This window comes from Sodalis sp. dw_96 (assembly GCF_018449575.1).
GTDB lineage: Bacteria > Pseudomonadota > Gammaproteobacteria > Enterobacterales > Enterobacteriaceae > Acerihabitans.
In genome coordinates this window covers 42,494-55,847 of record NZ_JAAVUT010000008.1, presented here as the reverse complement: position 1 = coordinate 55,847, position 13,354 = coordinate 42,494, and the positions used below count along the sequence as shown (strand labels likewise).

The following is a 13,354-nucleotide window of genomic DNA, read 5'->3' as shown; positions in this document are numbered from 1 at the left end:
TCGTCTTTGAGTATGTCACAGCCACCCGATCATGACGTCCATGCTTCCCGCGCCAGGCTTTGGCGTCGCCTCGGCCTGTCCGCCCTGCTGCTGGTGTTTGTCATCGCCGCCGCCTGCCTGGTGCAGGTGCGCTCCGGCGAAGCGACGGTCATTACCCGTTTCGGCAATCCGGTTAGGGTGCTGTTGAAACCCGGCCTGGCCTGGCGGTTGCCGCTGCCGTTTGAATCGGCGATCCCGGTGGATCTGCGGCTGCGTACCACCTCCAGCGGATTGCAGGATGTGGGTACTCGCGACGGGCTGCGGATCATCGTGCAGGCCTATGCGGTGTGGCAGGTGCAGTCCGATGCGGATCACGTGCAGCGGTTTATGCGGGCGGTGCAGAATCAGCCGGACGAAGCCGCGCGTCAAATCCGCACCTTTGTCGGTTCCGCGCTGGAAACCACCGCCAGCGGTTTTCCGTTGGCGGATCTGGTGAACACCGACGGGTCGAAAGTGCGTCTGGCGGATTTTGAACAGCGGCTGCGCGGGCAGATTGAACAGCCACTGGGACAAACCTACGGCGTGCGGTTGGTGCAGGTGGGCATTGAACGCCTGACGCTGCCGTCGGTCACCCTGGGGGCGACAGTGGACCGTATGCGCGCCGAACGGGAAACCATCGCCACCGAGCGTACCGCAGAAGGTAAACGCAGAGCGGCGGAAATCCGTTCCGCCGCCGAGCGTGATGCCCGCATTATCCAGGCGGACGCGTCGGTGAAAGCGGCGTCCATCGAAGCCCAGTCCCAGGTGGCGTCGGCGGAAATCTACGGCAGGGCTTATGCCAGCTCGCCGGCGCTGTATGACCTGTTACGTTCCCTGGATACCCTAAGCAGCATCGTTAACAGCGGTACCCGCCTGGTGCTGCGCACCGACGCCGCGCCGTTCCGGGTGCTGGTGGAAGGGCCGCCGCGTTTGACGCCGGCTCCTCCCGGCACGCCGTCGGTGTCTTCCGGTACGCCGTCGGTGTCTTCCGTGGTGCCGCCGGACGCGGCGACGCCCTCAGCCGGATTGCGACAGCCATGAGACGGCCGTTGATACAAGGTATCGGCCGGGGCGGCCCCTGGCTGCAGGCCGGACGGCTGGCTTTCCTGGCCCTGTTCGGGGTTACCCTGCTTACCGCCGGCAGCTGGCTGCTGAGCAATGTGCGGCAAATCGGTCCGGACAGCCAGGCCGTCGTGCTGCGCTTTGAAGCCCTGCAGCGCATCGAACACGCCGGATTACTGCTGGCCTGGCCGCAACCTTTTGAACGGGTGGTAATACTGCCCGCCGCCGACCGGGTGATGGAGCGCCGGGTCACGGCCCTGTTGCGCTCGTCGGAGGCTCAGCAGGCGGATTACGGCGATGCCGTCACCAGTGATACCCTGGCGGGTTCCGGCTATTTGCTCACCGGGGACGCCGGCGTGGTGCAACTGGATGTGCGGGTGTTTTACACAATCACCGATCCCTATGATTATGTCCTGCAAGGCGAGCATATCCCACCGGCCCTGGATCGGCTGGTGGAGCGCGCCGCCGTGGTGGTGTCCGCCTCTCGGGATCTTGATACCATCCTGGTGGCCCGCCCGGAGCTGGTGAGTAACGACAGCAATGTGGTGGAGCGGCGGGAGCGGATGCGCGGTGATTTGCAACAGAGCATCAACCGGAGCCTGACGGCGCTTAAAGCCGCCGGCAGCGGCTTGGGCATTGAGATAGAGCGGGTGGATGTGCAGTCGTCGCTGCCGGATAAAGCGGTAAGCGCCTTTAATGCCGTGCTCACCTCCAGCCAACTGGCGGAGCAGGTTATTGCCGCCGCGCAAAACGATGCGGCGCGCGTGACCCAGTCCGCCAATCAGTCCGCCGATCGGACGCTGCAAATCGCCCAGGCCAGCGCCAGCGAGCGGCTGGCCAAAGCGCGGGCGGATACCGCGACTATCACCGGCCTGGCCAATACCCTGAGCAGCGGCACGGACCCCGACATCCTCTGGCGGCTGTACCGCGATCGCATAGCGATTATTTTCGCCAAGGCGGGTTCGGTAACCGGCATCGATCCTCATGAGGATGCGCATCTGATCCTGCAAGGGGTCGACAACGCCACAACGGTGAAAAAATGAGCGAACCGGCCAATACCTCCCATTCCCACGATCGCCACGAACAGCACGGTGGCCATGTACACCATGGCCATCACGGCCACCATCATGCCCCTATTACCGGCACCATGCTGACCCGCGACGAACAGCGCGCCATTGCCCGTCAACTGACGTTAGCCATGGTTGCGTTCGGCCTGCTGGCGCTGGGATTGCTCTGGCGCTGGCTCGCCCCGGAACAGGAGGGCGTCAGCCAACTGCTGCTGGGCCTTGCCTCGCTGCTGGTGGCCATCCCGGTCTTTCGTTCCGGCTGGTACAGTCTGTTGCATCCTACTCTGCACGGTATTACCGACCAGTTGATCGCCCTGGCGATGCTCGGCGCCTGGGCCACCGGGGATCTGCTCACCGCCGCGCTGCTGCCGATTATCATGATTTTCGGCCATGTGCTGGAGGAACGCAGCGTTATCGGTTCGCAGGAAGCCATCGACGCGCTGGGCCGTCTGACCCGCAGCCAGGCGAGAAAAATCGAGGCCGACGGCAGCGTGCTTGAGATAGACAACGATCAATTGCGCCCCGGCGATCGGGTGGAAGTCCGGGCCGGCGATCGCGTGCCGGCCGACGGACTGGTATTGGCCGGGCAGGCCAGCCTGGATACCGCGCCCATTACCGGCGAGTCGCTGCCGCTGGAGATCCGGCCCGGTATGACGGTATTCGGCGGTTCCATCAATCTGGACGGACTGTTGCGTATTGAGGTCACCCGCATTGGGGAAGAATCCACCCTGGGCAAGGTGATTGCCCTGATGCAGCAGGCCGAGGGATCCAAACCGCCCATTACCCGTCTGCTGGAGCGCCACGCCGGTCAATACCTGCTGCTGGTGCTGCTTATCGCCGCCTCCACCTGGTTCGTCACCAATAACGCCCAGGCGGTGCTGGCGGTGCTGGTGGCCGCCTGTCCCTGCGCGCTGGTGCTCTCGGCCCCGGCGACGGCCATTGCCGGTCTGGCGGTGGCGGCGCGCCACGGTATCCTGATCCGCAGCTCGGCCTTTCTGGAAGAGCTGGCGGATCTCACCTCGCTGATTATCGATAAAACCGGCACACTGACCCACGGCGCCCTGCGTTTGCAGGATATTCGCGCCCAAGAGGGGGAACAGCCGGAGCAAATCCGGCGGTTGGCGGCAAGCCTCGGCGCCACGAGTAATCACCCGGTCAGCCGCGCGCTGGCCGCCCTGATCCCGCAGGAAAATTATTATCCGTTAACGGATATCGCCGAGCGGCAAGGCCTGGGTGTCAGCGCCGCCACCGAGCAGGGAGAAGCGGTGCTGGGCCGCCCTGAACTGTTTGCCCGGCAGGGCATTGTAACACCGCCGGTGCCGGAGCATGACGGCCCCATCGTCGGCCTGGCCCTGGCGGGACGCTTCCTCGCCTGGCTGCTGCTGGCGGATACGGTCCGTCGGGAGGCCGCCGAGGCGTTAAGCGAACTGCGGCAACTGGGTCTCGGCCGGCAGATGCTGCTTACCGGCGATCGACGGAGCGTGGCGCAGAGCATCGCCGGGGCGGTGGGCATCGGCGAGGTCATATCCCAGGCGTTGCCGGAAGACAAGCTCACCCGTGTGACCGCCGAAATCCGTAGCGGTTTTCGGCCGATGGTGGTGGGGGACGGTATCAATGATTCGCTGGCGTTAAAGGCCGGTGTGGTGGGGGTTGCCATGGGGGCCGGGGGTGCCGATATCGCCCTGGCCTCGGCGGACGTGGTGCTGATCGGCAGCGATTTGCGCCGTCTGGGCACCTGCGTTCGGCTCAGCCGCCGCTGCCGGCGCACGTTGCATATCAATGTGCTGATTGGCCTGGGCTGGACGGTGCTCATCGTCGCGGCGGCGGCGTTCGGCCTGCTGGGCGTTGCCGGAGCGATGATCGCGGCGGTATTGCATAATCTCAGTACGCTGCTGGTGCTGGGCAACGCCGGCCGCCTGCTGCGTTTCGATGAGCCGCTGGGGCAGGTTGAGGGCAGGGACCCACGGCGGAAATAATGGCCGACTGGCGGAGCCTCCAGCCGCCATCCGGTCTTTCCGGCCGTTCGTAATGTGAGAACCGGGGAAGTCCGGTTCGTTCCTTTTCGCCGCGCCTCACCGGCGTACCCGTTCCAGGCTGCTCTGTGCTGTTGTTCCCTCCAGATAGTCTTCCCTAGGATTCAACCCGACGTCCATGCCGATTACCCTTGTACCCTGAGGGTCACAGGTCTTCCAGGGGAATCTGTTTCATTATTTCCACCCGCATCAGCAGGTGATAAAGCGGCTCCAATTGTTGGAAAGTCCGCTGCAGATGTGGCGCCAGGGCCTGCGAGAACAGGGATTCCACCGCTGTATCCGTTGCCATGACGGCGAAGGATTTAAGGTTGTACCAGGCGGCAAGGGCCGGATCTTGATCTTTAATCAGCGGTCGTTTGTAACGTTCACCCTCCAATACAAGGGAGGCGCGGCAGCAGGCCGCCGCCTTGGCGAACTCTTCCGGCTGGCGCAACATCAGATGGCGGAAGCGATCCATGGTGGCCTTGCTGGCGGAATAGTAGCCCAGTCCGTAGCGAAAACAGTCAGGGGAGAGTTCAAAAAAATAGACCGGCGCATCGGTCCACTCTTTTGACGGGCGTTTGAAGGACAGCCACATCCGGTTACGGAAAAGGGATTTGTCGTTGGAGAAGCGGGTATCGCGGTATATGCGCGACAGGGTTTTGCCGATGGCCGGGCGCGTCTCGAACCGGTCGTCGATTTTCAGCATGGCAGGCGCCAGGGTTTCCACCAAGGCCCGAAAGGGCGTCAGCAGATTGTCATGGTAGATGCCGCGATGGGACTCGAGCCACTCTTTGCTGTTTTCAGCGACGATTTGCCGCAAAAAGCCTAGCCCCGCCGGGGTGAAGCCTTGAAAAGAAGAAGATTGCACAATGTATGCCCTGATATAAATAGCAAAGAATCTACTTGATCTGCACGCCGGAAGTCCAACGGATCGTGCTCTCACGCGCAATCGGCACGCTCTCCCTTTAACACGCTCGGTTGCATGTTCGGTGATCGCGGGCCTACCGTGCCATGGGGCGCTCGGTCGGGCGGAAAAACCACGCCCGATTCGACCCCATCGCCACGGTCTCCCTTTAACAGGCCCGGTTGCACGTCCAGGGATCGCGGGCCTACCGTGCCATGGGGCGCTCGGTCGGGCGGAAAAACCACGCCCGATTCGACCCCATCAGCACGGTCTCCCTTTAACACGCTCGGTTGCACATTCGGTGATCGCGGGCCTACCGTGCCATGGGGCGCTCGGTCGGGCGGAAAAACCACGCCCGATTCGACCCCATTGGCGCGGTCTCCCTTTAACACGTTCAGTGCACGTTCGGTGATAGTGGGCTTATAGCGTGCGATCCTGCCTGGCGATATCCTCGACCTGGCGGATGGCCGCCGCGATGTGCGCCGGTGAGACGGCGTCAACCGCCAGCACGAAGGTTTCCTGCCCGCCGGCGGCAAATTCCGACAGGGTGGCTATGGCGGTTTCATGGTCTGTGGTAATGCCCAATGTGGCAAAATTGTAGGGGAAACCGTTCTTTTTATAAAAGGGCATGAGTTTTTTCACCTCATCCGCATCACCGGTGGCCACCAGCTGCACCAGTATGCCGTAGGCCACTTTGACACCGTGCAGTATGCCATGGGTTTCCGGCAGATAACTCAGGGCGTTGTGAATGGCGTGGGCGCCCGCCATGCGGCCATATTCTCCGCCGCAGCCGCCCACCATTCCGGCGACGGCGACCACCGCCTCCGAGACTCGCTGGAAGGCGGGGGTAATATTGCCCGCGTCCATGTCGGCCAATGCCGCAGGTGTGTCGGCAAGCAGCGTATCCAGTGTGGTTTTCGCCGCCGCCAGGCCCATGGTCACGAACAGCGACAAGCTGTCCCGGGCGTATTTCCGGGTTATGGCTTCGGCTTCGTACCATTTTGCCAGGGTATCGCCGATGCCGCCGACAAAATACGCCCTGGGGGAGGCTATCAGTAACGACAAGTCCAGGAGGACCAGATAGGCGGCGCGATGGTAATAATCCACCTGTTTAAAAGTGTGGTCAGGGTGGTAGACCGCGGAGAGGGGGGTATAGGCCGAACAGGTGCCCATGACCGTCGGGATAATGATATTTTCCACATTCAGCAGTTCGGCGGTGCCTTTGGCGGTATCCAGCGCGCGTCCGCCGCCGATGCCGATAATTACATCCGCGTCCCGCGCCAGTTCGGACAGCCGCCGCATATCCTCATGGCTGGCGGTTTCATCGTAAAACAGCACCGGGATATCCAATTTTCCCGGAAGAAACCGTTGAAAAGCCGCATAGGCGTGTTTACCGGTAATGATATAGGGGCGGTGGAATGGAGTTAATTTTTCCGGTAAATACCGCAATGCCCCCTCTTCGCAGATATATTGCCCCGGACCGCTCCGTACAACCTGGCTTAATCGCATTTTACTGCCCGCTGATATAAATAAAATACGAGTATAATCGTTTGGCGGCGCCTCCCGCCAGCGGAAGCCGCTTTTGCCGGTAAACAATCTTGCAGTCGAGAAGGAAGGACGAAATGAGTGAGGGGTCAACCGTTCCCCAGGCCGCGCTCTCCCTTTAACACGCCCGGTTCAGATTCGGCGATCGCGGGTCTACCGCACCATAGGGCGCTCCGGCGGGCGGAAAAACCACGCCCGCTTCGACCCTATTGGCGCGCTCTCCCTTTAACACGCCTGGTTCAGATTCGGCGATCGCGGCCGTGTTTTGCGGTTACACATCTTCCGGGTCTTCTTCAAACCAATGGTGGTACCGCTCCGCAACCTGGGTCAGGGAGAAAATCATTTCTTTCAAATGCTGATGCATTGCCTGTTCGGCGGCGTCGGCATCGCCGGCAATGATGGCGTCAAGGATCCGGCTATGCTGCTTAATCAGGCTGGCCGGCGGCGATTCTTTGCTGAGGGTAAGAAACCGCACACGATCCATCCCGGCTTTGATGTTTTCGATGGTGTCCCAGGCCAGCTCACAGTGGACGCTTTGTGCCAGGCCGCGGTGAAATTCATCGTCCAGCAGCAGGAATTCGTAGGGATCGTCTTTTTCCGCCGCCAGCTTCTGCTGATCTATCATCGCGCTTAACCGGGCGATATCCGCCGGTTTGGCCTCCGCCGCCGCCCGCCGGACCACCGCTATCTCGATGGCTTCACGAATAAAACGGCCGTCGGCGACATGGCGTGCGGAAATCTTACGTACAAAGGTGCCCCGCTGCGGCAGGATCTGGACCAGGCCGGTCTCCGCCAATTTGATAAAGGCTTCACGCACCGGCTGGCGGGAAATTTTATAACGGCTTGAAATTTCATTTTCCGACAGAGTCGAGCCGGGATGGATAGTACAGGAGACAATATCTAGGCGTAAGAAACGGTAAATCTGTTTACTCACTGATTCGTAAGCGGTGATGTCTCGACTAAGGGGCATAAGTATTTCATTTTTATGTAGGCATAGAAGAATTCGATAAGTCTAAAGAGGAGTTAAGTCCAGCGCCAGTCATTTTGACGATTGGCCGGGTTATCCGTTGCGCGGTATAGCGAGGCGACGGGCGTCAAAACCGTCCGTCGCCAGGAGTCTTCAGGAAGCGGAAACCGGGTTGCCCTGGTGTTTCGGCGGCTTGATCACCACCAATACCAGTAGGGCGCCCAGGGCGGCCACCACCCCGGCCAGCACAAAGGCGCTGTCGAATTTACCGGTATGCTGCACGATATAGCCGGTGGCGACCGGACCCACGATACCGGACACGCTGCCGATAAGATGAATAAATCCGCTGGCGCCTCCGACCCGGCTTTTATGCACCACGTCCTGGATGATGGCCCAGTAAATGGCGCCGGTGATATAAAGGAAGAAAATCGACACCGACATCAGCACCACCGCAGGTATCACGCTGCTTACCATACCCGCCAGCGCCACGCAAATCGCCGCCGCGAATAACGATACCACCAGCACGATCTTGCGCGACAGCAGCAGCCTGCCGGTGACGCGGAAAATTCTGTCGGAAATCCAGCCGCCCAGCGCCAATCCCACGAACCCCACTATCCAGGGGATCACCGTGGTCAGGCTCATTTGCTTGATATTCAGGTTGTGGGCCTGCACCAGATAGCTGGGGAACCAGCTCAGGAAGAAGAACAGGATGTAGTTATAGCAGAAGAAAGCAAAGGCGGTGACCAGAATAATCGGCTGGCGCAGATAATACCCCAGACCGTGGGCCGACTGGGCCAGCTCTTCATCGGCGCTGATGACTTCCGCTTTCATCTGATTTACCAGCAGTCGTTCTTCTTCGCTGACGCGCTTGCTGCGGGACGGATTGTCCGCGGCGAAAAACAGCCAGCCCGCCATCCACACCAGGCCGATGGCGCAAATCACCACAAACGCCGGACGCCAGCCGAACGCCAGGGCCAGATAACCTACGATCGGCCCGCTCACCGCCCCGCCCAGCGGTGAACCGGCGCTGAGAAAGCCCATGGCGGTAGCCGCCTGTTTCTTCGGAAACCAGCCGTTGATGGTTTTATTGGCGGAGGCGCAAATCGGTCCTTCCGCCATGCCGAACAGCACCCGCAGGATCATCATCGACCAGAAGCCGGTGGCGAAAGCGGTTAAACCGCAGAATACCGACCAGAGCGTTACCGCCAGACCCATGACCAGCTTGGGGCCGAATTTGTCCGTTGCCAATCCGCCGATAAAGTTGAACATGGCATAGCCAAAAAAGAAGCTGCCGAAAATCAGGCCGAATTGCTCGGGGTTTATGGACAGGTCTTTTTCTATCATCGGTACGGTTATCGACAATGCAACCCTGTCGATGTAATTGATCATATAGACCAGGAACAGCAGGAAAACGATTGTCCAGCGTAAGTTACGAAGCATAGCAACTCCGGTTCTTATAAAGAATTTGTGGCACCGAGGCGGGGTATATACCGCACGGGGCGTATCAGCCGATGGTGAGAATCACCTTGCAGCAGTGCTGCGGATCCTGTTCAAACAGCGTCATTGCCTGCTCGATTTGCGCCAGGGGCAGGGTGTGGGTCACCAGCTTGGCCGGCGCGATAATGCCGCGCTCCATCCAGTCAATCACCGCCGGGAAACGTTTACTGTTCAACCGCGAGGTAAACAGCGAGATCTCTTTGCTGGTGAGGCTTTGCTGCGTCACCGTGCACGGGTCGCCGGAGAAACCCAGCAAGCCGATGCGGGCGGCCGGTGAGGCCAGCGCCACGGCTTCCGACAGAATGGAGGGATGGCAAGCGGCATCCACTATCAGGGTCGGCTGCTCGCCGTTAAGCTGTTCCGCCAAAGGCGTCGCGCCATTATCAAGCGTAAGGTCGGCCCCGCTGGCGCGGGCCATCGCCAGGCGCTGCGGAATGCGGTCCACCACGATCACCCGCGCCACGTCATAAACGCCTTTTAACACCTGGATGACCGTCAGCCCCATGGGACCGGCGCCATACACCAGCGCCACATCCCGCGCCGTCGGTTTGAGAAAGGCGGTGATATTGGCGGCGATGGTGAAAGGCTCCACCAGGCTGGCCAATGAGTCTGGAATGGCGGCGGGCAGGTGGTAGGCGTTATCGGCCGGGGCGCAGGCATACTCGCTGAAACCGCCGTCGCGGTGTACGCCTATCACCTGCAATGAGGTACAGACATTCGGGCGCCCTACGGAACAGGGGTAGCAGTGGCCGCAACTGACCACCGGGTCTACCGCGACCCGTTCGCCGATGCGACTTTTGTGCACCCCGGCGCCCACGGCGTCGATCACGCCGAAAAATTCATGGCCGATAACCCGGGGATAACGGGCGAAGGGATTATGTCCGCGCCAGATATGCACATCGGAGCCACAGATGCTGGCGGAGCGGATTTTGACCCTGACTTCACCGTCGGTGGGTTGCGGGATATCCCGTTCCTGTAAAAACAATTCACCCGGCTTATTGATGACTACACTTTTCATGACGGTCGTTTTCCTTTTTTTCTAATCTCTAGGGCTTAAAAGCTATGTCTTAAAGCTATACCTTAAAAATAATGCTTCCATTCTTCCATACAAGTATTCTTGAATGGAAATCAGAAGCCCATCACAAAATTAGCCTGCGAATGAGAATGTTTTCGGTACGGAAGACTGATTCCACGAAAGTCGGACGGCCTGGATAGCGGTTAACGTCGACGGAGGCAGACGTCGGATTTGACCGACGGCGTGTGAACGCCGGATGATTCACGCGCTGCTCTTTTAGGGGAGTAACAACAGGTGGGAGCAATCCGCCGAAGTAGCATTGTCGTGCTTTTCCGGCGGAGTATCAGTGCGGGTGGCCGTCGCCGAATTGTTAACGTTGTGCTTTTCCGGCGGCGGTTGTCAATGATGGGAATCTATCGAAACGGCGGCTCGTTGAAGGTGCGCAGCTTGCGGGAATGCAGGCGATCCCCCTCCGCGCGCAGCAGTTCGATGGCGCGAATACCGATTTGCAAGTGTTCTGAAATGGCGCCGTCATAGAAGCGGTTCGCCTGGCCCGGCAGCTTGATTTCCCCGTGCAGCGGCTTATCCGACACGCACAGCAGGGTGCCGTAAGGCACCCGGAAGCGGTAACCCTGGGCGGCGATGGTGGCGCTCTCCATATCCACCGCCACCGCGCGGCTGAGATTAAAACGCAGCGCCGAGGCGGAATAGCGAAGTTCCCAGTTACGGTCGTCGGTGGTTACCACGGTGCCGGTGCGCAGACGCAGTTTTACCTCCTCGCCGGGCATGCCGCTGACGGTTTTAGTGGCGTCATACAGGGCGCGCTGCACTTCGGCGATGCTGGGAATGGGAATATCCGGCGGCAGTACCGCGTCCAGCACATGATCGTCCCGCAGATAGGCGTGCGCCAGCACATAGTCGCCGATCATCTGGCTTTCCCGCAGACCGCCGCAGTGGCCGATCATCAGCCAGGCGTGGGGACGCAATACCGCGAGATGATCGCAAATGGTCTTGGCGTTGGACGGGCCGACGCCGATATTCACCAGCGTAATGCCCCGTCCCAGGCGTGAAATGAGATGATAGGCGGGCATCTGATGATTTTTCCAGGCGAGATCCGAGACCGCCTGTTCGGGATTCAAGGTTTCGGCGGTCACATAGGTGCCGCCGGCGCAGGATAGCGCTTCATACGGGCTGTCGGCATCGGCAATCTGGTCGCAGGCCCAGCGCACGAACTCATCCACATAACGGGTGTAGTTAGTGAACAGGATGAAGGGCTGGAAATGTTCCACCGGGGTGCCGGTATAGTGTTTGAGGCGTGCCAGGGAAAAATCGGTGCGCAAGGCGTCGAAATGAGATAACGGGAAGGTTTTGGCGTAGGTGAATAACCCGTCGGCGGTCTCATCGCCGATTTGCGACAGCTCGGTGGTGGGGAAATGCTGCGCAATGCCGGCGCTCATGGAGCGGTCGAGACTTAAATCGGAACCGTCAATCACATAGGGAAACGGGATTTCATGCTGCGACGGCACCACTTCTATGCTGGCGGCGTATTCACCCTCCAGCATTTCCAACTGATGTGCCAGGTAGTGCCGAAAAAGCTGGGGATGGGTAATGGTGGTGGTGTAGCAGCCCGGTCGGGCAAAACGACCATAAGCCCGGTTCTTGGGATGGCCCGGGGACACCCCGTCCCAGTTGACCCGCAGTTCGGGATAGGCGAACAGTCCATCGGCCCGCGCCCGATTGTCCGGAAGTCGGCCGTCCATTATAAAATCCTTGATAGCCTCACGCAGCGCCGTCACCGCGCCATCGTACAGCGACTCCAGTTTATCCAGGGCCTGGGCGGCGGTAAAGTTTATACCGGATGTAGAGTTATCCATTTTGTCTCCTTGGTTTTACCACTACGGCTATTTTCAGATATCTTCTTTTCCGATGGCTCTTAAGAATATAACAGCAGGCATTATGTTGATTTTATCATTTCATTGCCCTGTACAGGCCGCTTTCTCCCGGGATTATTGATAAAATTTCCCGCGGGGCATTTCTGTGGCGGCCCTGGCACAGGTAAATCACCGCTGTCAATCACCGCAGGCAGGCTGCCGCCAATGTCATAGTGTGCTTCTGTGGATTGAAAATGCTTTGAGCGGTATTAATATTTCCAATGGGAGAGTTTGAGACGATAATCCTTACCTTAAAGGGCTCAATTCAATTACACTTTTGGCGACGTTAAGATCAACGCCGGTCAGGTCAGCGCCGGTCAGATCAACGCCGGTCAGGATAGCGCCGGTCAGGATAGCGCCGGTCAGGATAGCGCCTGTCAGGTCAGCGCCGCTCAGGTCAACCCCACTTAGATCAGCTCTGGTCAGGTCAGCGCCGCTCAGGTCAGCTTTGCGCAGGTTGGCTCCGCTCAGGTTGGCCCCGCACAGGTTGGCCTCGGTCAGGTTTGCCCAACTCAGGTTTGCGTTGTTCAGGCCGACCCCGTTCATGTTCGCCTTTCTCAGATTCGTGTTGCCCAATTTAGCGTTTGTCAGGTTAGCCCCGCGCAGGTCAACCCCTATTAAATCGGTATTACCCAGTTCAGCTTCAGTCAGGATCGCCCACCTCAGGTCAATCCCTTTCAGGTTGGCCGCCGACAGGTTGGCGCTGTGCAGATTGGCTCCGCGCAGGTTAGCATGGCGCAGGTCAGCGCTGCTCAGGTCAGCCTCTGGCAGATCGGAGCTCATTAGGTTAGCATTCGCCAAGTCAATATGCCCCCTATCCGTTAAGGTTACGGATCTATGGGGAAGTCCGGTTCGGCGCTCGATCAGCAAAACGGTGCTGATGCGGCAATACATTTTTTTATCCACCGTTGACTGAATACTTTTTCCGTCCTTGTTCACCTCAATGGTGACCGGACCCACTTCAAGATGATTTTCTTCCGGCAGGGTGAAGGTCAGGGTGTAGCCGGCAAAATCGACGCTGAGCCGCGCGGGGATTTTACAGGAGTTACCGGCCGGGTACGCCAGGTCCAGGGCGGTGGCCAAGGCTTCAGAGAATGAATCATATTGCTCGGCGCGCTGCGTGCGCAGATAGCCGAAAGTAAAAAAATTAAGGATATGCTCCAGGATACCCTGAGGAGAGGTGGCCTCGTCTCTTGCCAAGTCGGTACCGATGCCGGAAATATATTCCGCCATCGAGCTTACACGGGCAATATTCATATTAATTGATGACATTATCCCTCTTAAGCCTCTGTGGCTGACTTATCAATACGTCTTAGAATTCAAGATGAATGTA

Annotated in this window: 10 protein-coding genes; 3 read left to right on the top strand and 7 right to left on the bottom strand. The window is 59.5% G+C overall.

From position 1 onward, the window contains the following. The first annotated feature begins 12 nt into the window (after positions 1-12). From HB631_RS13630 to HB631_RS13620, 3 genes are all read left to right on the top strand, one after another. Complete coding sequence (locus HB631_RS13630) at positions 13-1,059, top strand: protease modulator HflC (protein WP_213991713.1); 1,047 nt, start codon at positions 13-15, stop codon at positions 1,057-1,059. Next, entirely contained in the window at positions 1,056-2,123 is a 1,068-nt protein-coding gene (locus HB631_RS13625) for a protease modulator HflK (protein ID WP_213991712.1), read from the top strand. Before HB631_RS13630 ends, HB631_RS13625 begins: the two co-directional genes overlap by 4 nt. A gap of 104 nt (positions 2,124-2,227) precedes the next feature. Beyond that, complete coding sequence (locus HB631_RS13620; protein WP_213991878.1) at positions 2,228-4,123, top strand: cation-translocating P-type ATPase; 1,896 nt, start codon at positions 2,228-2,230, stop codon at positions 4,121-4,123. Between the two features lie 202 nt (positions 4,124-4,325). On the opposite strand, the gene HB631_RS13615 is transcribed toward HB631_RS13620, so the two are convergent. The 7 genes from HB631_RS13615 to HB631_RS13585 all read right to left on the bottom strand — a co-directional run bounded on the left by HB631_RS13615 (position 4,326) and on the right by HB631_RS13585 (position 13,293). Then, positions 4,326-5,030: a TIGR02453 family protein gene (locus HB631_RS13615; RefSeq protein WP_213991711.1), complete on the bottom strand. Its 705-nt coding sequence runs from the start codon at positions 5,028-5,030 to the stop codon at positions 4,326-4,328. Positions 5,031-5,486: 456 nt separating this feature from the next. Continuing rightward, positions 5,487-6,575 (bottom strand): iron-containing alcohol dehydrogenase family protein, encoded by a 1,089-nt coding sequence (locus HB631_RS13610; RefSeq protein WP_213991710.1) that lies wholly within the window; start codon positions 6,573-6,575, stop codon positions 5,487-5,489. 307 nt (positions 6,576-6,882) lie between these two features. Continuing rightward, positions 6,883-7,581 (bottom strand): GntR family transcriptional regulator, encoded by a 699-nt coding sequence (locus HB631_RS13605; RefSeq protein ID WP_213991709.1) that lies wholly within the window; start codon positions 7,579-7,581, stop codon positions 6,883-6,885. A 150-nt stretch (positions 7,582-7,731) separates the two neighbouring features. Then, entirely contained in the window at positions 7,732-9,018 is a 1,287-nt protein-coding gene (locus HB631_RS13600) for an MFS transporter (protein WP_213991708.1), read from the bottom strand. A 64-nt stretch (positions 9,019-9,082) separates the two neighbouring features. Next, positions 9,083-10,093: a Zn-dependent oxidoreductase gene (locus HB631_RS13595; RefSeq protein WP_213991707.1), complete on the bottom strand. Its 1,011-nt coding sequence runs from the start codon at positions 10,091-10,093 to the stop codon at positions 9,083-9,085. A gap of 410 nt (positions 10,094-10,503) precedes the next feature. Continuing rightward, on the bottom strand, positions 10,504-11,964 hold the full coding sequence (locus tag HB631_RS13590; RefSeq protein ID WP_213991706.1) for an AMP nucleosidase: 1,461 nt from the start codon (positions 11,962-11,964) through the stop codon (positions 10,504-10,506). 303 nt (positions 11,965-12,267) lie between these two features. Next, positions 12,268-13,293: a pentapeptide repeat-containing protein gene (locus tag HB631_RS13585; protein ID WP_213991705.1), complete on the bottom strand. Its 1,026-nt coding sequence runs from the start codon at positions 13,291-13,293 to the stop codon at positions 12,268-12,270. Positions 13,294-13,354 lie beyond the last annotated feature (61 nt).

What these genes read in the sequence shown, in the direction of transcription:
- HB631_RS13625 (WP_213991712.1), top strand. Translation starts at nt 1,056, where the DNA reads ATGAGACGGCCGTTGATACAAGGTATCGGCCGGGGCGGCCCCTGGCTG.
- HB631_RS13590 (WP_213991706.1), bottom strand. Translation starts at nt 11,964, where the DNA reads ATGGATAACTCTACATCCGGTATAAACTTTACCGCCGCCCAGGCCCTG.
- HB631_RS13600 (WP_213991708.1), bottom strand. Translation starts at nt 9,018, where the DNA reads ATGCTTCGTAACTTACGCTGGACAATCGTTTTCCTGCTGTTCCTGGTC.
- HB631_RS13605 (WP_213991709.1), bottom strand. Translation starts at nt 7,581, where the DNA reads ATGCCCCTTAGTCGAGACATCACCGCTTACGAATCAGTGAGTAAACAG.
- HB631_RS13595 (WP_213991707.1), bottom strand. Translation starts at nt 10,093, where the DNA reads ATGAAAAGTGTAGTCATCAATAAGCCGGGTGAATTGTTTTTACAGGAA.
- HB631_RS13585 (WP_213991705.1), bottom strand. Translation starts at nt 13,293, where the DNA reads ATGTCATCAATTAATATGAATATTGCCCGTGTAAGCTCGATGGCGGAA.
- HB631_RS13630 (WP_213991713.1), top strand. Translation starts at nt 13, where the DNA reads ATGTCACAGCCACCCGATCATGACGTCCATGCTTCCCGCGCCAGGCTT.
- HB631_RS13610 (WP_213991710.1), bottom strand. Translation starts at nt 6,575, where the DNA reads ATGCGATTAAGCCAGGTTGTACGGAGCGGTCCGGGGCAATATATCTGC.
- HB631_RS13620 (WP_213991878.1), top strand. Translation starts at nt 2,228, where the DNA reads ATGCTGACCCGCGACGAACAGCGCGCCATTGCCCGTCAACTGACGTTA.